The sequence below is a fragment of the Pseudomonas sp. Leaf127 genome (genome assembly GCF_001423155.1).
Taxonomy (GTDB): domain Bacteria; phylum Pseudomonadota; class Gammaproteobacteria; order Pseudomonadales; family Pseudomonadaceae; genus Aquipseudomonas; species Aquipseudomonas ovata.
In genome coordinates, this window is sequence record NZ_LMOA01000023.1 from 323,855 (window position 1) to 347,119 (window position 23,265).

19 protein-coding genes and 2 pseudogenes are annotated in these 23,265 nt (G+C 56.3%); 7 read left to right on the plus strand and 14 right to left on the minus strand.

Annotated features, from left to right (window positions below):
* Nucleotides 1–11: 11 nt before the first annotated feature.
* From ASF84_RS22580 to ASF84_RS22590, 3 genes are all read right to left on the minus strand, one after another.
* Nucleotides 12–1,295 carry an NAD(P)/FAD-dependent oxidoreductase gene (locus tag ASF84_RS22580; RefSeq protein WP_056841101.1) on the minus strand — a complete coding sequence of 428 codons (1,284 nt, stop codon included), beginning with the start codon at nt 1,293–1,295 and terminating at the stop codon, nt 12–14.
* A 60-nt stretch (nt 1,296–1,355) separates the two neighbouring features.
* Nucleotides 1,356–2,060, minus strand: a complete 705-nt coding sequence (locus ASF84_RS22585; RefSeq protein ID WP_056841102.1) for an HAD-IA family hydrolase — start codon at nt 2,058–2,060, stop codon at nt 1,356–1,358.
* A 140-nt stretch (nt 2,061–2,200) separates the two neighbouring features.
* A complete protein-coding gene (locus ASF84_RS22590) occupies nt 2,201–3,148 on the minus strand; it encodes a LysR family transcriptional regulator (RefSeq protein WP_056841103.1) in 948 nt (315 codons plus the stop codon).
* Between the two features lie 139 nt (nt 3,149–3,287).
* Between ASF84_RS22590 and ASF84_RS22595 the strand changes: the two genes are divergently transcribed.
* Nucleotides 3,288–4,727: an aldehyde dehydrogenase family protein gene (locus ASF84_RS22595; protein ID WP_056841104.1), complete on the plus strand. Its 1,440-nt coding sequence runs from the start codon at nt 3,288–3,290 to the stop codon at nt 4,725–4,727.
* 25 nt (nt 4,728–4,752) lie between these two features.
* On the opposite strand, the gene ASF84_RS22600 is transcribed toward ASF84_RS22595, so the two are convergent.
* The 3 genes from ASF84_RS22600 to ASF84_RS22610 all read right to left on the minus strand — a co-directional run bounded on the left by ASF84_RS22600 (nt 4,753) and on the right by ASF84_RS22610 (nt 8,687).
* Nucleotides 4,753–6,486: a GMC family oxidoreductase gene (locus ASF84_RS22600; RefSeq protein ID WP_056841105.1), complete on the minus strand. Its 1,734-nt coding sequence runs from the start codon at nt 6,484–6,486 to the stop codon at nt 4,753–4,755.
* 12 nt (nt 6,487–6,498) lie between these two features.
* Nucleotides 6,499–7,548, minus strand: coding sequence for an ABC transporter substrate-binding protein (locus ASF84_RS22605; RefSeq protein ID WP_056841106.1), 1,050 nt, complete (start codon nt 7,546–7,548; stop codon nt 6,499–6,501).
* A gap of 179 nt (nt 7,549–7,727) precedes the next feature.
* Nucleotides 7,728–8,687: a LysR substrate-binding domain-containing protein gene (locus tag ASF84_RS22610; protein ID WP_056841107.1), complete on the minus strand. Its 960-nt coding sequence runs from the start codon at nt 8,685–8,687 to the stop codon at nt 7,728–7,730.
* A 117-nt stretch (nt 8,688–8,804) separates the two neighbouring features.
* Between ASF84_RS22610 and ASF84_RS22615 the strand changes: the two genes are divergently transcribed.
* The 4 genes and pseudogenes from ASF84_RS22615 to ASF84_RS29285 form a co-directional block, all read left to right on the plus strand.
* Complete coding sequence (locus ASF84_RS22615) at nt 8,805–9,896, plus strand: tartrate dehydrogenase (protein ID WP_056841108.1); 1,092 nt, start codon at nt 8,805–8,807, stop codon at nt 9,894–9,896.
* Nucleotides 9,897–9,991: 95 nt separating this feature from the next.
* Nucleotides 9,992–10,918, plus strand: coding sequence for a 2-hydroxyacid dehydrogenase (locus tag ASF84_RS22620; protein ID WP_056841109.1), 927 nt, complete (start codon nt 9,992–9,994; stop codon nt 10,916–10,918).
* A gap of 240 nt (nt 10,919–11,158) precedes the next feature.
* On the plus strand, nt 11,159–11,472 hold a 314-nt coding region (locus ASF84_RS28720), incomplete at its 3' end, for a magnesium chelatase domain-containing protein (protein WP_274604972.1).
* 1 nt (nt 11,473) lies between these two features.
* Nucleotides 11,474–11,627 (plus strand): annotated as a pseudogene (locus ASF84_RS29285) (magnesium chelatase domain-containing protein); the annotation flags it as partial.
* Between the two features lie 148 nt (nt 11,628–11,775).
* On the opposite strand, the gene hglS reads toward ASF84_RS29285, so the two are convergent.
* The 6 genes from hglS to ASF84_RS22650 form a co-directional block, all read right to left on the minus strand.
* On the minus strand, nt 11,776–13,170 hold the full coding sequence (gene hglS / locus ASF84_RS22630) for a 2-oxoadipate dioxygenase/decarboxylase HglS (RefSeq protein ID WP_056841111.1): 1,395 nt from the start codon (nt 13,168–13,170) through the stop codon (nt 11,776–11,778).
* Nucleotides 13,171–13,315: 145 nt separating this feature from the next.
* Complete coding sequence (locus ASF84_RS28725) at nt 13,316–13,681, minus strand: ethanolamine utilization protein EutQ (RefSeq protein ID WP_236709465.1); 366 nt, start codon at nt 13,679–13,681, stop codon at nt 13,316–13,318.
* Nucleotides 13,678–15,009, minus strand: coding sequence for an NAD(P)/FAD-dependent oxidoreductase (locus ASF84_RS22635; protein WP_056841112.1), 1,332 nt, complete (start codon nt 15,007–15,009; stop codon nt 13,678–13,680). Before ASF84_RS22635 ends, ASF84_RS28725 begins: the two co-directional genes overlap by 4 nt.
* 1 nt (nt 15,010) lies before the next feature.
* Nucleotides 15,011–16,444, minus strand: coding sequence for an FAD-dependent oxidoreductase (locus ASF84_RS22640; protein ID WP_056841113.1), 1,434 nt, complete (start codon nt 16,442–16,444; stop codon nt 15,011–15,013).
* Between the two features lie 6 nt (nt 16,445–16,450).
* On the minus strand, nt 16,451–17,899 hold the full coding sequence (locus ASF84_RS22645) for an aldehyde dehydrogenase family protein (protein WP_056841114.1): 1,449 nt from the start codon (nt 17,897–17,899) through the stop codon (nt 16,451–16,453).
* 8 nt (nt 17,900–17,907) lie between these two features.
* Nucleotides 17,908–19,089: an aromatic ring-hydroxylating oxygenase subunit alpha gene (locus ASF84_RS22650; protein ID WP_056841115.1), complete on the minus strand. Its 1,182-nt coding sequence runs from the start codon at nt 19,087–19,089 to the stop codon at nt 17,908–17,910.
* Nucleotides 19,090–19,774: 685 nt separating this feature from the next.
* Between ASF84_RS22650 and ASF84_RS22655 the strand changes: the two genes are divergently transcribed.
* Together ASF84_RS22655 and ASF84_RS22660 are read left to right on the plus strand one after the other, a co-directional pair.
* Complete coding sequence (locus ASF84_RS22655) at nt 19,775–21,103, plus strand: MFS transporter (RefSeq protein ID WP_056841116.1); 1,329 nt, start codon at nt 19,775–19,777, stop codon at nt 21,101–21,103.
* A 129-nt stretch (nt 21,104–21,232) separates the two neighbouring features.
* A complete protein-coding gene (locus ASF84_RS22660; RefSeq protein ID WP_056841117.1) occupies nt 21,233–21,580 on the plus strand; it encodes a cupin domain-containing protein in 348 nt (115 codons plus the stop codon).
* Nucleotides 21,581–21,614: 34 nt separating this feature from the next.
* Here ASF84_RS22660 and ASF84_RS22665 read toward each other — a convergent pair whose 3' ends face one another.
* Nucleotides 21,615–22,514 (minus strand): LysR substrate-binding domain-containing protein, encoded by a 900-nt coding sequence (locus ASF84_RS22665; protein ID WP_056841118.1) that lies wholly within the window; start codon nt 22,512–22,514, stop codon nt 21,615–21,617.
* A 290-nt stretch (nt 22,515–22,804) separates the two neighbouring features.
* Nucleotides 22,805–23,158, minus strand: a pseudogene (locus tag ASF84_RS22670) (IS30 family transposase); the annotation flags it as partial.
* Between the last annotated feature and the right edge of the window lie 107 nt (nt 23,159–23,265).

The window sequence follows — 23,265 nt, forward strand, 5'->3', positions numbered from 1 at the left end:
TCAACGCTCGCTCATCGGCCGAGTACATCCAGAAATTGCTGCCAGCCCGCCGCCAGGCGAACGCCCGGTGCCCGGAAGGCATGCAGTGGAATGGGATTGAAATGCTCGCCGGCCAGCAGGCCGAGCTCGACCTTCTCGCCTGCCGTCATGGCTGCCAGTTGCCTGCCCATCCAGGTCGACATCGCGACGCCGCCGCCGTTGTAGCCAATGGCATAGTAGCTGCGCTCATCAAGCTGCCCGGCATGCGGAAGGTAGTCCAGGGTCATTGCCACCAGGCCAGACCAGCGATAGGCAATGGTCTGGTCGTGCAGAATCGGAAAGACCTCGACCATGCTGCGTTGCAAGGCATCGAACGCGCTGTGTGAGTCGCCTTTGCCGAAGGCGCCCCGCCCGCCAAAAATCAGGCGATCACCCACGACGCGAAACCAGCGCAGCATGCGCTTGGTGTCCCCGCACACCTGCCCGCCCGGCATGATCGCTGCCAGGATATGTGCAGGCAATGGCCCGGTGGCGATGATCGCGCTGCGAAACGGAATCAGGCGCCGATGCAGCGTATCGGTGGCACGGGTCTGGTCGGAATACCCATTGGTGGCGTAGATCACTTGCCGGGCGCTGACCTGCCCTTGCGAGGTCTGCACGATCACCCGCTCACCTTCACGGCGCACCTGCACGGCCGGGCTGTTGATGAATATCTTCACGCCCTGCCCGACCAGATGACGCGCCAGGCCGCGCGCATAATTCAACGGGTGCAGGCCGCCGGCGCCAGGCGTCAGCAGGCCGCCGCTGAAGAGCGTCGAACCGGTCATTTCCCGCACCTGATCGGCCGTGATCATGTGGGATGACGTGCCGCCGGTTTCGCGCTTTATCCAGTGGGCGGTGGACTCCAGCGCGCCCAGTGCATGGACATTGTGCGCCGCCGCAATATGCCCGCCCAAGTGCAGCCCGGCGTCGCTCAGGCCCAGGGTCTCGACCGTTTCCACCAGGCTGTCGACCGCCGCGTAACCGGTGCGATACATCTGCAGCGCGGTCTCACGGCCGAAGCGCGCCATGAGCGTGGGAAACCCTACCCGGAACTTGGGTGAAACCACGCCACCGTTGCGCCCACTGGCGCCCCAGGCCAGGGTGTTGGCCTCGACGATGAGGGGCTCGCGGCCACTGAGGGCGATATGCCGGGCTGCCGAGAGGCCGGTGTAACCCGCACCGATGATCACCACGTCGCATTGTCGTTCGCCTTGCAGCGATTGCAGTGCAGGTGCCGGTTGGGCGGTGGCCGCCCATAAGCTCTGAACAGTCATGCCAGCCTCTCGACTCGGTAAGGATGGGCGCTTGCGGCCAGGGCCGGGGCACCGTGGAGGTCAACCCAGTTCTTTGTCGACCGCGTCAGCCAGTTGTGCCAGCGAGGTGAAGTGGTAATGCGGTTCGGTGCGTTCCGACTCCAGGGTGCCGCCCGTGCCTTTCTGGGCAAAGCGACGCTCGATCCAGCAGGTCTGGTAGCCCAGGCGCATGGCCACGCCGATATCGTGGTACTGGCTCTGGGCGACGTGCAGGATGTCTTCGAACAGGATGCCCTGGGTCGCCAGCACGCCGCGAGTGTAGGCAAAGAACTGCGGGTCAGGCTTCTCGAAACGCACGTCGTCGACCGTGACCCGCACGTCGAACGGCTGCTCGAGGGTTTCGGCCATGTGGTTCAAGGCCCAGATCTGCGAATTGGTGGTGGCGACCAGCTTGAAGTGCTTGCGCAGGCGCTTGAGGGCCTGGATCGAATCAGGAAAGGCCGGGAAGTTCTTGACCGACTGCGCCAGGCCCTTGGCGTAGTCATCGTTGTCCGGCAGGCCCAGCCTGGAGGCGATGATGTGGTAGCAACGCTCCAGGTCATCCGGCCACCAGCCCGAGTCGCTCGAGGCACGGGCCTCGCGGTAGGCTTTGAGGATATCGTCGTCGCTGCAGGCCTTGCCCGCTTCACCCGCCACTTCACGCACATGGGCCAGGATTCCGGCTTCGAAATCGATAAGGGTACCGACAACGTCAAACGTCAGGGCTTTGAACTGCTTGAAGGACATAGGGCGCTCCGCAAGAAAAGTCGTGGGTGAAACTGACTGGACAGGTCCATTATCGACCCGCCTTCTCGCGCAATATTCTGTTTTGCCCTGCCCCAGAGGCATAACCTACTGTTTTTTTACCCGACGTGCCGCACCTGTGCTCAACGGGTCGAATCCAGGGTGGCAAGCAAGCCTAGATGTGGATAAAGCGTATCGATTCTGAGCATGTCTTCGCGCATCTCTTCGATGATCCAGTCACGCACGTTTTCCACGATCGGGCGTACCGGCCGGTTGGCTGGAACGACCAGGCAGCAACGTCTGGAGTTGACCTTGAAAGCGTCCGTGGCCGGCACCAGTTCACCCTTGCACAGAGCGTTTGACACCACGTTAAGCCACCCCAGGGCCATGCCCTGGCCCAGCAGGGCGGCCTGCACTACCACGGCGTAATCGGAGAACACCAGCGTGTTGTCGGCGCGCCCGGGCGTCTCGAAAGCGCCTGCCCAGCTGCGGTCCTGATTGTCCATGCTGATCAGCGTCGGCACGCGTTTGCGGCCCTTGCCATGAACCCCTTCAGCCAGGTACTGGGCGTTGCACACCGGTAGCGTGATTTCCGGAATCACCTGTGTATCCGTGGCCTTGAGGCTGTCGGCCTCGAGGTAACGCATGCCCAGGTCGACGTCCACCAAGGGGCCGCCGATCCGGCCGGACATCAACTGATAGCGCATGTCGACGGTGGGGAATCGCTGGCTGAAACGGCTCATGCGTGGCATCAGCCAATGAGTGGTGAACGCCGTGGACACCGACAGTGTCACGGTTTCGAGCCCCGTTGCCCGCGCTTCGATTTCACTGATGGCCGACTCGATGGCACTGAAGCCTTCCTGCACACGCCGGTACAGGATGCTGCCGCTTTCGGTCAGCTTCGCGCCGCCACGTACACGCTCGAAAAGCTGTACGCCGAGGTGCTCTTCGAGGCGTGACAACATACGGCTCACGGCCGGTTGACTGACACACAGCTCATCCGCCGCCCGGGTGAAGCTGCCACAACGGGCGGCCGCTTCAAAGACGAACAGGGAGCTGGAACTGGGGACCTTGCGGCGCAGGTTAGACATGACCTGAGTTTATGCCTGACACAACTATTAGTAAATTGTCCCCGGTAAATTCCCCTGCCTATTCTGGTGAGCGGCTGCGTAAGGTGACCCCAGGGATTTTCGGCGCGGCGCACCTCTTCCTCACGAGACCTTCCTTGCGATGAAAAACAACCTGAAATTCTATATCGATGGCCGCTGGGTCGAACCTCACAGCACCGATCGTCTGGCGGTGATCAACCCTGCGACCGAGCAGGCACTGGGTGAAATCGCCATGGGCGACCTGCACGATGTCGAGTCTGCCGTCATGGCCGCCCGGCGCGCGTTTCCAGCGTTCGCAAGCACCTCACCGGCGCAGCGCAAGCAGCTGCTGCAACGGATCCTGGAGACGTTCATGGCCCGCTACGATGACATCGCCGAGGCCATCATGCAGGAAGTAGGCGCCCCCAAAGCCCTGTCTCATGCCTGGCAAGCCGGGATCGGCAGGCGGCATCTGGAGCAATTGCTGCGCACCCTCGACACGTTCGAGTTCCAGAGAACGCGTGGCACCACACTGATTACCCATGAACCGGTGGGCGTGGTGGCGCTGATCACCCCCTGGAACTGGCCCATCAACCAGATCGTCTGCAAGGTCGCGCCGGCATTGGCCGCCGGTTGCACCATGATTCTCAAGCCGAGTGAAGTCGCCCCTTTCAATGCCTTGCTGTTTGCCGAGGTGATGCATGAGGCCGGTGTGCCAGGCGGTGTTTTCAACCTGATCAACGGCGAGGGTGCGACGGTGGGTGCAGCCTTGTCGGCTCATCGGCACGTGGACATGGTGTCGTTTACCGGCTCGACCCGGGCAGGCACGGAAATCGCGCGCCTGGCCGCGCCGACGGTCAAGCGCGTCCATCAGGAGCTGGGCGGAAAATCGGCCAACATTCTGCTCGAAGACGTCGACCTGCAAGCGGCTGTCACGGCCGGTGTCGACAGCTGCCTTGGCAACAGCGGCCAGTCCTGCAATGCACCGACACGCATGCTCGTGCCTGCTGCACTGCACGACCAGGCCGTGGTCATTGCCCGGCGCGCCGCACAACGCCACATCGTCGGCGCTCCCGATGCTGACGCCACGACCCTGGGGCCGGTGATCAGTGCGCGGCAGTTCGACAGCATCCAGCGGATGATTGCCATCGGCATCGACGAAGGCGCACAACTGGTGTGCGGTGGGCCGGGTCGACCCGAGCACCTGCCGCGGGGCTATTACGTGCAGCCGACGATCTTTGCCCGGGTGACCCAGGACATGACCATTGCCCGCGAGGAAATCTTCGGCCCGGTGCTGGTCATCCAGGCTTATGACGATGTCGCGCACGCCGTGAGCATGGCCAATGACAGCGTGTTTGGCCTGGCGGCCTACGTGCAATCGGCAGATCCGGCGCGAGCCCGCGAGGTGGCCCTGCAGATGCGTGCCGGCAGCGTCTACATCAACTATCCGCAATGGGATGCCGGTGCCCCGTTCGGCGGCTACAAACAGTCGGGTAACGGCCGCGAGTACGCCGAATGGGGGCTGGAGGCTTTTCTGGAAGTAAAAGGGATCGTCGGCTGGGGCGCCAGTGTCGCAACCTGACCCGCGCCTGTCGGCTCAGGGGCGGCTACCCGTGGGCCGCCCCCTCTGCAACGCCAGGCGACACCGTCGCCTCGGCCTTGATCAGGTCGGCGATGCGCTCGGCGATCATCAGCGTGGGAACGTTGGTATTGGCACAGGGGATCGACGGCATCAACGAGGCATCACACACACGCAACCCTTCGACGCCGATCACCCGGCCATCGCCGGTGGTGACTGCCTGTGGATCATCGGCACGCCCCATGCGGCACGTGCCTGACGGGTGCCAGGTGCCACCAACATTGCGCTGGACGAAATCGGTCAGTGCCTGGTCATCGGCGAGCAGCTTTTTCAGGGTCACCCCTTGGGTCACCAGGCCATGGATCAGTGCGCTTCGCAACGGTCCGGCGATGTCCAGCAGCAGGCTCAAGGCACCCCGCTGCAGCGCATTGAACCGGCCCGGCATCGCGACCCTGGCCACCCGTGGCGAATAGCTCGATGGAAACACCACGCTGCACTCACGGCTCAGGGCTGGCGCCAACAGCGTCTGGGCGCCAAAGCGCACCGCCTGTTTCAGGCGCTCAAGGTCGCGCCTGTCGCCCAGCATGTCGAAGCGTACCTGCGGTTCTTCATGGGGGTCGCTGGACGTCAGGCGCAGGCATCCGCGCGAATAGGATTTGTTGACCCAGAAAAACAGCGTGCCCAATCGATAACCGACCGAGTGCCAGCCCGAGCGGGAAAGGATCGCGCCGTGCATGTCGCATGGCACTGTATCGGCGAGCCCGGAAGAAAACCGCACGATGGCTTGCTCATGGTGCTCTTCGGGAAAAGCCGTGCGGCCCTCACGGTTGAGCAATGCCGACACCGCAATCGAAGGATGCTCCATCAGATTGGCGCCCACCCCTGGACGGTCCGCCACCGTGGCAATGCCCAGCGCCGCCAGGTCGTGCGCCGGACCGATGCCACTGCGCAGCAATACGGCAGGGCTGTGGATCGCCCCGGCACAGACAATGACCTCCCGGGCCTGTAACGACTCGATGCCTCCCCGGCTGTTTATGATCCTGGCGCCTGTCGCACGGCCGGCCTTGATCAATACCCGGTCCACCACACACTGGGTGAGCAAGGTCAGGTTCTTGCGCTGGCGCACTTCATCGGTCAGGTAACAGACCGAGGTCGGGATTCGCTCGCCCTGTTCGCTCACCCCAATGGCGCCCACGAAGACGCCCTCTTCCCAGGCACCATTCTGGTCGGCCTTGTGCTCGAGCCCGCGACTGCCCAGCACCTTCATCACGGCCTTGACGAACGGCGACAAGCGTTGCGCCGGGGTACGCCGGATCCTGACCGGGCCGTCGCGGCCATGCAGTGTCTGATCCTGCGGGGCGCAAAAGTCGGTGTCGTTTTCCAGCTTGCGAAAGTACGGCAGGCAGGCTTGCCAGTTCCAGCCTTCGGCCCCCAGCGCCTGCCATTCGTCATAGTCGGCCGGCGCTCCCCGGTTGGTCATCAGCGCGTTGATTGCCGAGCCTCCACCCAGGATCCGCGCCTGCTCGTAGCGCCGCGTGGCACCGGCACCCTGCCCCATCGACGCGGTCAGGCGCTGCCAGATATTGCTGACATCCAGGTAGGCGCGCCCCGGGTAACGGCTTCGAATCTCGGGGGGCATCGTCTGCCGGGAAATGTCGCGCCCCGCCTCGACCAGGCACACCTGCTTGTCGGGGTCCTGCGAGAGCCTTGCGGCCAGCACACAGCCGGCCGAGCCACCGCCCAGAATCAAATAGTCAATCATGCCGCCCCCGCCTCACTGAACGAACTTGAGCCAGCGATCCTTGGCCGCGATGCCTTCGGCAGAAGCCCACCACTCTTCCGACATCAGCGCCTGCCTTGCCGCGTTGTCCGGCGAGCTTGGCAGCTCTCTGGCACGCTCGGCGGAGATTTTGCCGGTGTCGAAAGCCGCCGGGTTGCCCGGGCCGTAATCGATATGGAGCGGCAGGTTGGCTTGCAGGTCAGGCGACAGCGCAGTGTTGATGAACTTCACCGCCGTCGCATAGTTGGGCGAATTTTTCAGGATGCACAACTGGGTGTTCTGCAACAGGCCGTCGTTATAGGTAAAGCTGACGTCCGGATTGCTTTTTTGCACGGCACTGGCGCGGCCATTCCAGATCATCAGCATGTCGACTTCGCCGTCGGCGAGCAATTGCGCCGACTGCCCTCCCGAGGTCCACCACACCGCGATGTCGGGTTTGATCTGCTCGAGGCGCTTGTAGGCGCGGTCAACGTCCAGCGGGTAGAGCTTGTCGCGAGGCACACCGTCTGACAACAGGGCCGCCTCCAGGGTGCTCATCGGATCGTTACGCAGGGCACGCGCGCCAGGGAAGTTCTTCACATCCCAGAACTCGGCCCAGTTCTGCGGGACTTTCTTGAGGTTTTTCTTGTTGTAGCCAATGACCGACGAATAGAACTCGTAAGCCACCGAATAGGGGGTTCGATAAGCCTCCGGCATGCTCTTCACGTTCGGCAGCTTGCTCAGGTCCAGCGGCTCGATGAGACCTTCCTTGCCACCGCGCAGGCAGTTGGACGGTGGTGTATCGATCACGTCCCAGACCGGTTGTTTCGCCTCGCCCTGCGCCTTGATCATCGGCCAGGCATCGGGGGCACTGTCTTGCTTGATGGTGATGTTCAACTGCTTGGCCGCCGGATCCAGAATCGCCTTGGTCTGCGCCTCCTGATAAGTGCCGCCTTGGGAAACAAAGGTGATCTGGTCCGCCACAGCGGGCATTGCGCAGGCCACCGAAAGACTCAACAGGGAAATGACGGAACCGAACGCTTGAGCAAAAGACAAGGTTTTCATGGCAAATCATCCTGGACGTAGATTAATTCGGCAGCGTTAAAACCTCGACTGAACACCCGGCACCGGCGTGCGTTGCTCAGGTTTGATTTTATTGTTAGACCGAGCGGGACATTTCGACGTTACAAGACCGTGACGCTACAAGGCAATGCACGAATAGTCAGGGACGCCATAACTTCAAATTATGTTTTTTTCATTGTTGCCAGTTCGTGCCTGCGCGAGTCGCTGGGGTGCCGGCAGGCTGCAAATGGCAGGCGCCTGGCCAGTTCCTGCGCCAGGAACCGGGTGAACACCGAAATGCGTTGTGGAATGTGCCGGCGATGCTGGTACACCGCAAAGACATCGGCACCGGGCGTCTGATAGTCAGCGAGTAACACACGCAAGTGCCCGCTCTCCAGGTATTGCTGAACATTCCAGCGTGATCGCAGGATCACCCCGTGCCCGTCCAGCGCCAGCTGCAAGGCGACCTCACCGTCGTTGCTCGACAGCGTGCCACTGACTTTATGAGCATGATTGCGGCCATCCTTGCTGAAGCGCCAGATGGCGTAGTCGCTGCCGAACTGGCGCAGCACGATGCAGTTGTGGTGCGCCAGGTCAGCCACCGTTGTCAGTTCTGGCATAGCCTCAAGGTATTGCGGGGCGGCACAGAGAATGCGCGGATTCTCCAGCAGGCGCACTGCAATCAGCCGCGAGTCCGGCGGTTCGCCCATGTAGACGCCCAGGTCGAATTGATCGTCCAGCAGGCTCGAAGGCTGGCTGGACAGCTCCAGGGACAGCTCCAGCTGCGGGTGCAACCGGGCGAAGCTGGAGACGATCGGCGCCAGGTGTTGCCGGCCAAATCCCAGGGTGCCATTGATCCGCAGGAGTCCCTGCAAGGTCGGTTGCCGGCTGTCGAGCGCATTCTCCAGCTCTTCCAGTTGCCGCAGGATCGGTCGCCCGCCTTCCAGGTACAAGGTCCCTTCCGGCGTCAGTGACAGCCGTCGGGTGGTGCGCTGCAGCAATTGCACGCCCAGGCGCGCCTCAAGCTGGCTCAGGCGCTTGCTCACCGCCGGTAACGACAGGCCAAGGTGGCGCGCGACTTCAGTGAGGCTGCCGCGTGTCGCCACCTGCTGAAAGAAACTCAAGTCATCGATCATCGCCATGGATTCTTTCCTTAAAAGCAAGAATGGCTTTCGCACCAGACTAATTATTAATACAGGTCAGCTGCCTACACTGGCAATCGATCCCACCCATTCCAGGTCATCCCAAGAGGCGAATCCATGAGCAAAGCCCACTACAAAATTGCAGTGATCCCCGGCGACGGCATCGGCAAGGAAGTCATGCCCGAAGGCGTGCGGGTGCTCGATGCCGTGGCGGCCAGGCATGATCTGCAACTGCAATGGGACTGGTTCGATTTCGCCAGTGCCGATTACTACCTGGCCCACGGCAAAATGATGCCCGACGACTGGTTCGAGCTTCTCAAGGGTTACGACGCCATCTACTTCGGCGCGGTAGGCTGGCCAGATGTGGTGCCGGATCACATTTCCCTGTGGGATTCCCTGTTGCAGTTTCGCCGTGAATTCGACCAGTACGTCAACCTGCGGCCCTGCCGCCTGATGCCGGGCGTCAAGGCGCCGTTGGCCAACCGCAAGCCCGGCGACATCGACTTCTGGGTGGTCAGGGAAAACACCGAGGGCGAATACTCCAGCGTCGGCGGCAAGATGTTCCCGGGCACCGACCGCGAAATCGTATTGCAGGAAACCGTCATGACCCGCGTCGGTGTGGACCGTATTCTCAAGTTCGCCTATGACCTGGCCCAGAGCCGCCCGAAGAAACACCTGACATCCGCCACCAAATCCAATGGCATCGCGATCACCATGCCGTACTGGGATGAGCGCGTCGCCGAGATGGGCAAGAAATATCCCGAGGTGAAGGTCGACAAGTACCACATCGATATCCTCACCGCGAACTTCGTCCTGCACCCGGACTGGTTCGACGTGGTGGTCGCCAGCAACCTGTTCGGCGACATCCTTTCCGATCTCGGCCCGGCCTGCACCGGCACCATCGGTATCGCGCCGTCTGCCAATATCAATCCGGAGCGAAACTTCCCAAGCCTGTTCGAACCCGTACACGGTTCGGCGCCGGACATCGCCGGCAAAGGGATTGCCAATCCGATCGGGCAGATCTGGTGCGGTGCCATGATGCTCGAACACCTGGGCCATGCAGAGGCCGGTGCAGCGGTGCTGGCCGCCATCGAGACGGTATTGGCGATGGGGCCGGAAAACGCTCCGCTGACGGCCGACATTGGCGGCACGGGTAATACCGAAGCCCTGGGCAAGGCCATCGCTGCTGCGGTCCGAGCCGGTCAATAACGCGCAATCTTCCGTTTAGCACCTTCGATACGGACGATTGTTGCGTGTGACTCTGGCATCGTGTGAACACTTTTGCCGCCTTGACAGGAGCCCGCATGACCCTGCTGTTCAAAGTCGATGATGCTCGTGGCCGGATTTGGAAATCGCTGTTCGAACACCATGCGCCGGACATCGAAGTGCGCGTGTGGCCGGACATCGGCAACCCGCTGGACATACGCTATTTCGCAGCCTGGCAACCGCCACGGCAACTGCATGAGCGCTTCGCGAATCTGGAGGTGGTGTTCGCCACCTCGGCGGGCGTCGATCAGTTCGATCTGGACGCACTGCCCGGGCACATCAAGCTTGTACGCATGCTTGACCCTGGTATCATCCAGGGCATTGTCGAATATGCCTGCTGTGCAGTGCTGAGCCTGCATCGGCAGTTTCCGCTGTACTTGCAGCAACAACAGGCCAGGTGCTGGCAAGACCACCTGTTGACCGCGGCAGCGCAACGCCGGGTCGGCGTCATGGGCCTGGGCAACCTGGGCAGGGCGGTACTGCACAGCCTGCGTGCGTTCAACTTCCAGCTTCATGGCTGGGCACGCTCGCATAAATGCATCGACGGCGTGCAATGCCATGCCGGTAGTGACCAGCTCGAAACCTTTCTCCACCAGTGCGACATCCTGATCTGCCTGCTGCCGCTGACCGACGAGACCCGCGGCCTCCTGAACGCCAGAACACTGGATGCCCTGCCCAAGGGGGCCAGTCTGATTAACCTGGGCCGGGGCGGTCATCTCAAGGAGGACGATTTACTGCAGGCGCTCGATAGCGGGCAACTGAGCCACGCCATCCTCGATGTGCTCAACGACGAACCGCCATCGCCGGGACATCGGTTCTGGCAGCACCCTCGTGTCTGGCTGACCCCGCACATTGGCGCCATGACGGCTCCGCAGAGCGCATTCGAAGGATTGCTGGCCAATATCAGGCGTCACCAGGCCGGCGAGCCGTTGCAAGGCTTGATCAGGCGCGAGCAGGGTTATTGAGGCACGGTCACCGCAAAACCTGCGCGTACGCTCGATGCCACCTACACGGCCCTTGTTCATTCACACCCTGTATCCATTCCCCCACCCCCATACCTTGCAAATACCGCACGATGCCCGCTCATGCATTTCAAGGAAGAATCCATGTCGCTGGCNGTTCATTCACACCCTGTATCCATTCCCCCACCCCCATACCTTGCAAATACCGCACGATGCCCGCTCATGCATTTCAAGGAAGAATCCATGTCGCTGGCCATCGTTCACAGTCGCGCCCAGGTCGGGGTGCAGGCACCTGCCGTCACGGTTGAAACCCACCTGGCCAACGGCCTGCCGGCGCTGACCCTGGTAGGCCTGCCGGAAGGCGCGGTCAGGGAAAGCAAGGACCGGGTGCGCAGCGCCATTCTCAATTCCGGGCTCAAGTTTCCCGACCGGCGCATCACGCTCAACCTGGCCCCGGCCGACCTGCCCAAGGACGGCGGGCGCTTCGACCTGGCCATTGCGCTGGGCCTGCTGGGGGCCAACGGACAGATTCCGCTGGCCGCGCTGCAAGACATCGANCCCGGCCGACCTGCCCAAGGACGGCGGGCGCTTCGACCTGGCCATTGCGCTGGGCCTGCTGGGGGCCAACGGACAGATTCCGCTGGCCGCGCTGCAAGACATCGAGTGCCTAGGCGAACTGGCGTTGTCCGGGGCGCTGCGGCCGGTGCAGGGGGAGCCGTATGCGTTCATTCCGCACGTACGGATCTGTGCGGGGGGCGGCAGGTAACTGCCTTTCCTACTGCGACCGATTCAGCATATGCACAGATAAAAAGAGCGCACATACGAAATGTGCGCCAATACTTGGTCACTACAGAAAAACGCTAAACAGCTCCAAGTGCCTTGAGAGATGCGTTCAACGACCGGGTCTGAATTTCTTCATAGAGAGGAAATTCATCCTGCACCCTGCTACCCAATGCAGATTCGAAGTCAAAGCGAGAGGATCCAGACAGACCGGTTTCCGAAGCTTCATCGCCTAGGTTGGACTGGAAAATTCCCGCTGCACTGACCGGGAGGAAATCCTCATAGACCACCGGACTATACTTGAGTAGGCCCTCGGTAATCAGATCTTGCAAAGACCATCCCTTTAGATCAGCACTCTGATAGCTCATGAGGCGGTCGAGCACCGGGTAATACCTGACAAAAATCAGTCCGTTATCGTATAACTCCTTGAGGTCGTCAGGGAACGCTAAGAAAATCCGTTGCATGATTTCGGCGTATTGCAGGGCATTGGCTTCGGAGGGCGGTCTTCCCAACTCCGCCTTGGCCGCGAGCAACAGTCTGTCGTAGAGCTCACGACCTTTGAGAGTCAAGGCGGCGCCTCGCTGCTCGATCTCACCGAAGCGAGCTGAGTGTCGACCATCGACATCACCGTTCTCTCCAGGAAAAGCAATGTGTTCATTGAGAGCCTTGAAGCTAGTCTGACGCAGTAAGATAGCCACCTTTCTCTTTGGAGGTCCCTCAATTACCGCTTTGGGTACAATGCCCTTGGAGGGCATTGCGGATTGAACGGCATCGATATCAAGAGTGCGAGGTGTCAGGTGGTTGATATGAGGGCCTTTGAACGCAACCACATCAGCGATCAGGCGATGTTGTTGCTGCAGTTTGTTGAAAGTTTCATAGCTGACAGTCGCTAAGCTGTGCCACCTGAAAGTCTCCAGTGACTCTGCAACAAAGATCTCTGACTGATCGGCAGTCAGACCACCATAGGTCTCATGCAATCCTATCAGCTCGATTGCTTTTGGTGTGAAGATGCTCCTTGCCTGAAGAGCGCTAAGGGCAACGGCCCGCAGTTGCGCATCTGCAATTAGCTCCAGCCGCAAGAGAGAGGTAAAGACCCGAAAAGGGCTTTTGTTGAGGGATGTCTCTTCAACAGCCCTGAATGCGGTGGCATGTACTGGAATGCCGACAGGTGCAAGGTCGTAGTAGCCTACTGGCTCCATCCCCATGACGGCGAATAAACGACGAAGCGTTGAAAGCTCATAGGGTGTGCCCACACGAATTGCACCATGGCGCTCCATCGATAGGCGCTCTATATCGCCACTTTGAATCAGGTTACTCTTAATCTGCGTATCGCGCTCGATGGTGCTGGCGTTGATGTGTGCCACAAGATCCAGAAGTGTTCCATACTGAGGAACTTCGCTCTTGTACATCTCAGACATTGCTGCTGAAAAAAGCGCCCGGATTTCGTCTTTACTTTTGAATACGCTAGTGCTCATAAACACTCCTGACCAATGATTTAAGCTTGCAATCATTGGCTAATGTAAATGGTGGACTAATACTCTCTCTGACCCGCGTCATCTAGGTATAAGCTCAAGCGTTAGACTGATGCGGATCACAAGCCACTACTGGGGGTGAATTCGGTTAAAGCGAATGTCTTTTTTTCCAGTCGCCTGGGTAAACAACATAGCCGAACGTTGCATAGCCGGAGTATTCAAGGACTGTATTTTCCGGGATCCAGAGGAGCTGACCAGGACGTACGTCATAGGTGTCCCCATTCGCTTTCAGCGTGAAACATCCCTCGAAAACGAAGATCACTTCGTCATACAGCACAGTCCATGAGACCTCTGCGCCCTCCCACTTACCAAATCCAACACCCAAGTTTGGAGATATCTCGTCGGACAGTGCACGCACGACACCTGCACTTCCCGGTGGACCACCGCGATGAGTGAACACTAGATCCCGGTGATCAACGACAAAGACAGGGGTCCTACCGGTTTTAGGTTTCATAGTTCGCTCCGGCTGGTCCATGCAGCCCAGCGGATACGACTACGAACGCCTAATCCCAAGAACGGCTCTGGAGGGTTGAGGGAAGGCATTCCGCTAACATGGTGGATATCTTTCAGGAGTGACGAGTCGGCACCCACTACGCTATCAGCCAGCAGCGTGCCACCGATGGTGCCCCAGGCAGCCCCAACACCATTGTCACACGCTGACGCATACACACCCTCATCTAGCTTTCCGAAAAAATTAGTAAAATTTCGGGAAATAGCATAGGACCCGCCCCAAGTATGAGTAAAGGGCACATCCTGGAGGTGAGGATAACGACGTAGCATTGATATGCGGTGTTTTTCGCGAATCTTGTTCTTCAGATCATCACCCACACTCTGCGCATACTTTGGAACATGCTCATAAGAGTTGCGAATAATGAGACGACGATCTTTCGTCATGCGCACAGTAGTACCTGCGTGATCCGCTGGTGTAAGACCCCAATCTTCCGTGATACCAGTCGCGCTCATCTCCGCTTGGGTGAGGGGACGAGTCCAGCTCGCGAATGTCATCACAGGCAGAAGACGGTTTTTGAGGTAGCCAAACTCTTGCGTGAAAATACTGGTAGTCAGCAGCAAGCTTTTGGTCTGTACTGAGGCACCTTCAAGCTCCACAATCCAACTGCCATTGCTGCCTTTACGCAGGCCAGTAACAGGAGAGTTTTCGAACAGTTGAACGTTCTTCGGCAGCGAATCGCCCAATCCGCGAACCAGCGCTGCCGGCTGCATAAGGTAGCAGCCAGGCGTAAAAACAGCACGGCTGTAGTGTGTGGTACCCAAAACTTCCTTCAGCCGGGCACGTTCTACAATTTCAAAGGGTTCGCCCAAATTGCGCATGAGCGAAACGAAGTTTTCAAGGTATGCGACTCCACGCTCACCCACGGCACCTTGATATTTGCCGGCATGAGACCACTGGCAATCAATGTTGTGGGTTTTTACCAAGCCTTCCAGCTTAGAGATCGCGGAACGATTCAGTCGCAGCAGCGCCTGCTTGAAGTTCGGATCTGGATGCTCCAGAGCCATTTTATGTGGCAGATCGATAACGAATCCTGAGTTACGGCCTGAAGCGCCGAAGCCGACGCGTTGAGCGTCGATCAGAAATACTGTGGCTTCAGGCTTCAATTCCGCCAAACGACGAGCTGCGGCAAGACCTGCAAAACCGGCGCCAATCACCACATACTCAGCGCGCTGATCGCCTTTCAATACCTTCGCAGGCGTAGGCTCAGGGAGGATGTCATACCAGCCACAGTCGTGGTTGTCGTTGGGGAGGTTGATAGCTCGATTTTTCATTTTATTGTGATCCCACGATTGGCAGTGAATGGCATTTTTCGAGCATGTCTGCCCTGCTCTTTTGCGCTTGTCGTCCCAGCAGTACAAACCCAGTGATATGACCTGAAGGATCCTTGTGACTGGCCACTAGGCCGTCGTGGAGCGAATCAACATACCAGTCGCCTGTGCTGCCGATGGGTGGCGGAAGAAGAGATAACGGCGCAGACGGCGTCTTCACGGTGATAGGCATAAGCGGGTAATTCACGACAGTAGGCTCGCCTAAGAGCGTGCGCGCCAGTGCGCTGAGCCCTTGATTTATGGGAGCGAGATATGGCAATAGTTGTCCATTGATCTCAACGCAATCACCAATGGCGTAGATGTCCTTTTCCGAGGTCTGCAGATGGGCATCTACTTTTATCCCGCGCCCGCATTCAATACCGCTGGCTCGAACAAAATCGACATTCGGGAGCAATCCGACAGCGGATAGTACAAAATCCGCAACTACAGCCTCGCCATTGGTGAGCTGAATATCGTAGCCATGTTCTTGTTTTCGGATACTGGAAATGGTCGTTCCCAAGCTCCACTTGACGCCGAGCTCGGATAACTTCTCCTGCAGATGAACACCTGCTTGCTCTGGCAGCAGGCGGCCCATTGGCCATGCACCCAAGCCAATAACATGTACCTGATAACCAACAGATGCCAGGTCATTTGCAAATTCGCAACCGATCAAGCCCTCACCCAAAATGGCGATGCTCTTGGTATCCGGCAGCTTTTGGCGGAAGCGTTCGTAATCAGCAAGTGTATTGACGCTTAGCATCGCTTCAGCGCTGCCATCTACAGGGATCCGAATAGGACTGGCACCACTCGCAATAACGAGCTTGCCGAAACTTATCTCACCAAAATTGGTGTGGACCCGCTTCTGTTTCGCATCGATCCGCTCAACCAGGCAGTGTGGATAAACCCGAATCGATAATCGCGATTCGACTTGAAATGGTGCTTCGTCAATCAGGAGCGCTGTTCCCTTTTCCTGTGCCAAAGCAATCGATAGGGTAGGCTTATAATATCGATGCCCAGATTCGCTTGTCAGGACGCAGATCTGAACATTCGGATCGCTCTTTCGTAGGGCTTGAGCAATACCATAACCGGCATGACCACTGCCAATAATTACGATGGGCTCTGCAACCGGGGTCGGAACAGCAAAGCATGGAGTTACAGCCTGTATAACATGAGCAGGTACTGGAGTAGGAGCTGGGGTTGCAATAGGTGGAGGCACTGGTTCCGTTTCCGAACCGGAGATTTCTAACATCTCGAAGTCAGTCTTGCCTACCTTGCACTCTGGGCATACCCAGTCATCAGGAATATCTTCCCAACGTGTGCCTGGAGCGATCCCGTCGTCTGGCCACCCCAGTGCTTCATCGTAAATCCAGCCGCAGATAATGCAGAGCCACTTTTTCATAGCGCTTTACTCACTTGCGACCTTGATGGCCACGTTCTTGGTACGAACGTAACTGTAAATGGCCTCTTGACCTCGCTCACGCCCATAACCAGATAAGCCCACACCACCGAAAGGCACTTCTATACCACCGGCGTACCATTCGTTGACGAACACCTGCCCAGAACGTAACAATCGTGCACAGCGCATAGCCTTATTCAGGTCCTGAGTGAATACGCCTGCCACTAGGCCGAAATCAGTGCTGTTGGCGACTTCAATGGCTTCCCGTTCATCGTCGAACGGGATCATCACCAGTACAGGACCAAACACTTCTTCCTGAGCAATGCTGATGTCAGGCTGCACGTCCCTGAAGACGGTCGGAAGAAAGAAATTTCCTTGGCTATTACTGGAGGCTTCACCACCAGTGACAAGTACCGCACCTTGTTCTTGAGCGCGCTGACACATCTGCTGAATCTGCTGTAGCTGCCTAACAGAAATCACTGGCGTGAGGTCATTCCCGTCGGCACCATTTCCGACAGACAGACCCAGAGCCAAGTCCTTGACACGTGAAACGACGGCCTCATAAATGGAGCGATGGACGATAAGACGCGACATGGCCGAACACACCTGGCCCGCGTTGAAAAAAATCCCCACGCGTACGCTGGTCATCAGTTGGTCAAGATCGGCATCCGGGAAAACGATCGCAGCTGACTTGCCCCCGAGCTCCATCACACATGGAGTTGCGTTCTCAGCAGCAAGCTTGAGGATGGTCTGCCCGGTGGGCACAGATCCGGTGAACACAATTTGATCTACCTCCTGCCGAGCGGCTAGATAAGCCCCGACTTCTCGACCACTTCCACACAGCAGGCTAACCGCTCCGTTCGGAATGCCTGCACGTTCGATGGCCTCGAAAAGAACGCACATTCCTAATGGCGAAAGCTCAGGAGACTTCACAATTACGGCATTGCCTGCTGCCAGTGCAGGCGCCAGGGCGCGAGCGCAGATAGAGACCGGGAAATTCCATGGGACGATTTGCAAAGACACTCCCATAGGGTCGTACATGGTGAAGTCCATGTAGCCGTCACCCAGTGGAATCGATATGCCTTCGATCTTGTCAGCCATGCCACCGTAGTATTCGAAATACCGGGCTGCCTCGATGAACTCGTCTCTGGCTTGCTCAACAGTCTTGCCGTTCTCGGCGCACAGTATATGAGCCCCCTTCTCTGTAAGCGCACGAATCTCTTGAGCGATTAGGCTCATCCATTTGACACGCTCAGCAGGCCTCGCAGACGACAGCAGCCTGGCGTCTGCACAACGACGTGCGGATGCTAAAGCACTGGCAGCGTCCGATACTGATGCCTTTGCGATTGTCCCAATGGCGAGATTGGTTGCGGGGTTTACTACGTCGAAACTTTCTTCGCTGTCACACCATTTACCATCAATGAAATTCAGCCAGTGTTTCTGATTCATGTTCGTCATCTCCCTACTCATGCCTGTGCTTTTTCGAGGAGTGTTTCTGCCGCCCAGCGATGAAAGAAGTGCGTTGGTAGGTCCATCTCAGGAGAGAAGACGCCACCTTTATAGCCAGGGGAGCTACGTCCCTTCTGCATACCTTCTACCGATGCGATATCCTCACCAAACACGACCTTCCACGATTCCATGATCGCGTCACGAGAGGCCTTGTACTGATCGTTAAGCGCTTCGTCGCCGATGTAATAAACGCGCAGATGTTCAATTGTGCGGCTTGGGGAGACCGGCTGGAGCATCATTGCGAAGACGTGGTCGGCCTGGATGCCGATCAGAGTGTTAGGGAAGAAGGCTACGTACTCTGCAGTTTTCACCCGGTCTGTCGGCCACGCGGGGAAGACAGGCAGCGTTGTACCAGCAACGGCGGACAGGTTGTAGGCGTAGCTACCCTGACCCGCAAACTGTCGGTCGAAGAGAATATTGTAGTGGTCCTCCAAGCGGGAGTAGGTGTTCAGACTTGGATGAACCCATGGCAAGTGATACGCCTCACAGAAGTTTTCAACTGCAAGTTTCCAATTGCACTCCACCTCAAGAGCCATTGATCCACCATCGACCTCTTTTCTCATGAGTGAAATACCATCTGCCCCTAGGAATTGAGTCCAACGCTGGGTCAGGGGCGCGAGTTTTTCCTCAAGCGGCGCAGCGTCACCTGACAGATTCACCAGTACCATGTCCATGTAGATCGCAGTGCGCAGAGGCTTCAAGCCATGCTTTTCGCAGTTAAATCGATCGTCTTTGTGGACATCGATACCGCCTACATGTGGGGTGCCCCTCAAAGCGCCATTGAGATCATAGGTCCACGAATGATAAGGGCAGCGGATGACGCCTTGGATAGGCCCGGCTTCCTGTACCAGCTTCACTCCTCGATGACTGCAAACGTTGTGGAAAACTTTCAATTCCCCTTCACGGTTACGCATCATCAGCAGGGGCAAGCCCATGAAGTCCACGGGTTTCACATAGGACTTTTGCGCCAAGTCGCTCGCAAAGCCGATGCAAGTCCATCCCTTGCCCATCAGCTCGTCGCGCTCCAATTCAAAGAATTTCTGTTCTGTATAGAACTCATTAGTCAAGCCGTGCGCGTGCTCGATAGGATTCAATACATTAGTGAGTTCTTGAACAGGGATCAGGTTTTTGACTGTCATTATTATTTTCTCCAACGGCTTTGACGGTAGATACCAACATTTAAAGACCCCCCTACAGCTCAGACAAACGAATTATCCTCTGCTAATTATTCCTACTGGTAATAAATAGAAAGCCGCATTTTTAAAGGTTGGACTTCACACCCGACTCATTACTTAAACTCATAAATTTATGAGCATTACTCCGTTGTCTAGGAGGCTTAGAATCTGCATGCTCACATCGTCCCACCTCTCCAAACACGAAAAAATGAACGGAGAACTGCGAATGCTTTTGAAACGCCATCTCTGCTCGGCTGAGGCGAAACCTGCCCTGGCTAAACCAGTTAAGACTTTATCAACAACACGAGTCATGAAGAAATTATCTTCAAGGACTCATCCCTTGTTACAACCCCCACACACGCCTAACATGATCACTCATAACTCAGAAAGAGATAGACTACTTGCATCGTCATGATGAACACGCTGCCAAAATGCTCGGCTGTAAATTAAGTGCAACTGAATTTTGATAATTTCCGATCACATCACCTATGTGAGTTTGATTGAGTTATAAAAATGCAGCAATTTAATAACTAGCCTAAAGCCGTCAGCAAAAAAATTGCCAATCGTCATCTATCTGATTACGGTCGTGATAAGAAGCCTTTATTATCTAACGACCAATAATAAAAACTCAGCCGTATCAGGATAAAAAATGAACAATCAAGTACGTAATATCGAAGACCTGCCCTGGAGTCGATTTCATCGGCTGCTGACCTGGCGATCAGCAGGCGGCTCTTTTGTTGACGGATACGTTCTCAGCATCATAGGCATTGCGTTGATACCAACCTCTGCCGCACTGGGATTCGATAGCTTCTGGGAAGGTATGATTGCCGCGTCCGCCCTGATGGGAATTTTCTTTGGTGGTCTATTTGGCGGCTGGCTGACGAATCAGTTTGGCCGACGTTCGATCTATTATGTTGGCCCTATACTTTTCACTCTCGCTTCTTTGGCGCAGTACTGGGTACAGGATGCGCAAACTTTATTTCTTCTCCGCTTGATTATCGGAATAGCTGTCGGAATCGAATACCCCGTATCAACATCGATGTTGGTTGAATTTCTTCCGAGAAAAGAACGCGGACCCAAGCTGGGATGGTTCGTCATTGTCTGGTTTGTTGGAGCTGCAGCGGCGTATGTTGTGGGTGAGCTTATTCTGCGCACCGGCGGCCAGGATGCATGGCGTATGGTACTTGCTAGTGCCGCTGTGTTCAGTATCGCACTTCTCCTGTTACGTATTGGCACACCTGAGTCTGCTCGATGGCTCATTAGTAAAGGTCGGCATCACGAAGCTGAGCAGGTTATAAAAAATGTATATGGGAACGAATTCACCTTGGCTCAACTGCCAGAGGAGCCGCGTCAGCTCAAAATTTCATTCTGGAGCCTGATCCGTGCCGGCTACGGTCGCCGCATGCTGTTCGTATCGATCTTCTGGACATGCTGTATTGTTCCAATCTTTGCAGTCTATGCATTTGCGCCAAAGGTTCTCCAAGCGCTAAATATTAAAGATGACTGGGCCTCGATTGGCTCTGTGACAATCACGGCACTGTTTGTAGTCGGCTGCATGCTAGCGACCCGCGTGATCAACACGCTCGGTCGTCGCAATCTACTGATTAGTAGCTTTCTGTTCTCAGGCATAGCGCTTTTTGGATTGGGGCTCTTTCACGATGCTTCTCCATCTATTGTCTTGGCCCTGTTCGGCGCCTACGCATTGTTCATCGGCGGAGCCCAAGTTCTAACGATGGTATACCCCAATGAATTGTTCCCTACTGAAATCAGAGCGCAAGCAATGGGCTTAGGCACATCTATCTCGCGTATCGGGGCTGCAGCTGGAACTTATGCCGTACCTATTGCTTTGGTTGAATACGGCATTGCCAACACCATGTACGCCGCCGCTGCCATCACCGCTTTAGGATTAGTGGTAAGTTGGATAATGGCTCCTGAAACTCGATCCCTAAGCCTGCAAGAGGCCGCAACACTAAGTTAATTCAACCTGAGGGTGGTGGAAAACCGCCCTCACATTGGAAAAAGCGATTACTCATGACTGCAAGTTAATCATCAAAAAACTTGCGAGCAGCACAAAGGAATGCTACCCAGCTTCAGGAATATCGAGATCATGAAAATAACTAAGGACTCTCAGCAGTTCATGCTCAGTAAAGCGGTGTGGACCGACCTGATCATCAATGGCAAACTTCTATCAGGCATCACGTATTTCATGCTAGAGAGCAATGATTCTTGGTGCAGCTATTGGATGAAGATGGACAGCGATTGTAGGTCAGTTTTGCATCGCCACACTGATGTTGAGCTGATCATGCTTTTGGTAGGGACCGTTCAGGACTCGACAGGTGTGGTATATGAAGCCGGGGATTGTGTTGTCTATCGACGGGACTCCGAGCATCAGCTTTATGCGCAACATGGGTGCATCATGTTAGTCGTCGAATCGAGACCGCCTATCATTTATTAGAAAATGAACAAGGCGCCCGTGAGCGCCTTATTAATTACAAATGCGGAATCTTTTCGATTAGCCAATTTCGAAACTTGTCAACACCCCTTTGATTGCGAGAATAGCTATCTGACTCAATTAACCAGAATTTTGATCCCGTTCTCAGAACGTTTTTCATCGGTTTTATAAGCGCCCCGCTTTGTAGATAGTCATCAACTAGATACGACCACCCTAGCGCGACACCCTGACCATCAAGGCAGGACTGGAGCAACATTGAATAGCTGTTTATTTTCAATTTGCGCTTGGGCATCGGTGCAGGTATTTCTAACCCGTCAAACCACTCTGCCCACCCAAGCCAATCTTTCTGCATTTCTTCCAGGTAAAGCCAAGTACAATTAGATAGCCCCTCAGGAGTTGTAAGCCCTGGATTCTTGCGTAAGTATTCCGGAGTGCATACAGGAAAAATCTCCTCATAAAATAACGCTGTCGCCTTACAGCCACTTGGTGGGTGCCGGAGATAATTCAAAACTATGTCAAACTGAGCTGTTTCTTTAAGGTTGTCCGAAGCGACGATTCTGAGTTCTATATCTTCATTTAAAGACTGAAACGTGGAGACTTTAGGCATCAACCAAAGGGATGCCATTGCAGTTGTTGCAGCCACTGTCAATTCTTGGCCACTTTGTACGCCACGAATTTTCTCGGTACCATCAGCTAAGATTAAAAGTGACTTCCTCACTACTTCATAGTACTCAAGGCCAGTCGGCGTCAACTCCATTTTCTTAGTGCTTCTCAGCAGAAGCTCTTTACCAAGGTATTCTTCTAGCAGTTTAATCTGCTTACTTATCGCTCCTTGCGTCACACTCAATTCTATTGAAGATTTCGTGAAGCTTAAATTGCGCGCAGCAGACTCGAAGGCGATAAGACTATTTAATGGTGGTAGTGGAAAGCTTCTCATTTCCAAGCCTCGACGTTTTATTTTTTATCTACCTATGCTACCCAATCTCAAAAGCCTATTCCAGAGCTTTCTTAGCTAATTCAGGTCAAATCGTCGGAACAAGATCCAGCAAGAGAGGCATTGACATCAGTAACGGCTCAAGAAATCCTACAGACAATAAGTGGTTGACATTTAGGCAGCTAGCAACTGCATTAAATACGTTCTCCTTTGTGAGTTCATCATCGGTTTCGAGGTGCGATCAGTACTCTAGCGATATAAGTTTGGCGGTTACAGGAACTGAGTGAAAATGGTCATTGAATTGAAGTCGGGGATGCATGATACATACCCATCACCTCATTGATCACTTCAATCGGACATCTGAAATCGAAGCGCTTAGGAGGACGAATATTCAGTCGATACGCAATGGCGTCCAGTTGTTCCTGGCTGTGCTTCGACAAGTCCGTACCTTTGGGCAAGTACTGGCGAATCAAACCGTTGATGTTCTCGTTACTGCCGCGCTGCCACGGGCTGTGCGGATCGCAAAAGTAAATCGCCACACCCGTTTTCTGAGTCAGTTTGGCATGTCTGGCCATCTCGCGCCCTTGGTCATACGTCATGCTTTTACACACTTCCAGCGGCATGCTGTTCAACGCCACCCAGGCGCCTGCGCGTTCATTCACACCCTGTATCCATTCCCCCACCCCCATACCTTGCAAATACCGCACGATGCCCGCTCATGCATTTCAAGGAAGAATCCATGTCGCTGGCCATC

Bases quoted from the DNA above. Each gene is read 5' to 3' on its own strand.
- ASF84_RS22605 (WP_056841106.1), bottom strand. From the start codon at position 7,548: ATGAAAACCTTGTCTTTTGCTCAAGCGTTCGGTTCCGTCATTTCCCTG.
- ASF84_RS22610 (WP_056841107.1), bottom strand. From the start codon at position 8,687: ATGGCGATGATCGATGACTTGAGTTTCTTTCAGCAGGTGGCGACACGC.
- ASF84_RS28725 (WP_236709465.1), bottom strand. From the start codon at position 13,681: ATGAAACCTAAAACCGGTAGGACCCCTGTCTTTGTCGTTGATCACCGG.
- ASF84_RS22665 (WP_056841118.1), bottom strand. From the start codon at position 22,514: ATGAGAAGCTTTCCACTACCACCATTAAATAGTCTTATCGCCTTCGAG.
- ASF84_RS22660 (WP_056841117.1), top strand. From the start codon at position 21,233: ATGAAAATAACTAAGGACTCTCAGCAGTTCATGCTCAGTAAAGCGGTG.
- ASF84_RS22595 (WP_056841104.1), top strand. From the start codon at position 3,288: ATGAAAAACAACCTGAAATTCTATATCGATGGCCGCTGGGTCGAACCT.
- hglS (WP_056841111.1), bottom strand. From the start codon at position 13,170: ATGAGCACTAGCGTATTCAAAAGTAAAGACGAAATCCGGGCGCTTTTT.
- ASF84_RS22650 (WP_056841115.1), bottom strand. From the start codon at position 19,089: ATGACAGTCAAAAACCTGATCCCTGTTCAAGAACTCACTAATGTATTG.
- ASF84_RS22600 (WP_056841105.1), bottom strand. From the start codon at position 6,486: ATGATTGACTATTTGATTCTGGGCGGTGGCTCGGCCGGCTGTGTGCTG.
- ASF84_RS22645 (WP_056841114.1), bottom strand. From the start codon at position 17,899: ATGACGAACATGAATCAGAAACACTGGCTGAATTTCATTGATGGTAAA.
- ASF84_RS22580 (WP_056841101.1), bottom strand. From the start codon at position 1,295: ATGACTGTTCAGAGCTTATGGGCGGCCACCGCCCAACCGGCACCTGCA.
- ASF84_RS22635 (WP_056841112.1), bottom strand. From the start codon at position 15,009: ATGAAAAATCGAGCTATCAACCTCCCCAACGACAACCACGACTGTGGC.
- ASF84_RS22640 (WP_056841113.1), bottom strand. From the start codon at position 16,444: ATGAAAAAGTGGCTCTGCATTATCTGCGGCTGGATTTACGATGAAGCA.
- ASF84_RS22590 (WP_056841103.1), bottom strand. From the start codon at position 3,148: ATGTCTAACCTGCGCCGCAAGGTCCCCAGTTCCAGCTCCCTGTTCGTC.
- ASF84_RS22585 (WP_056841102.1), bottom strand. From the start codon at position 2,060: ATGTCCTTCAAGCAGTTCAAAGCCCTGACGTTTGACGTTGTCGGTACC.
- ASF84_RS22620 (WP_056841109.1), top strand. From the start codon at position 9,992: ATGACCCTGCTGTTCAAAGTCGATGATGCTCGTGGCCGGATTTGGAAA.
- ASF84_RS22655 (WP_056841116.1), top strand. From the start codon at position 19,775: ATGAACAATCAAGTACGTAATATCGAAGACCTGCCCTGGAGTCGATTT.
- ASF84_RS22615 (WP_056841108.1), top strand. From the start codon at position 8,805: ATGAGCAAAGCCCACTACAAAATTGCAGTGATCCCCGGCGACGGCATC.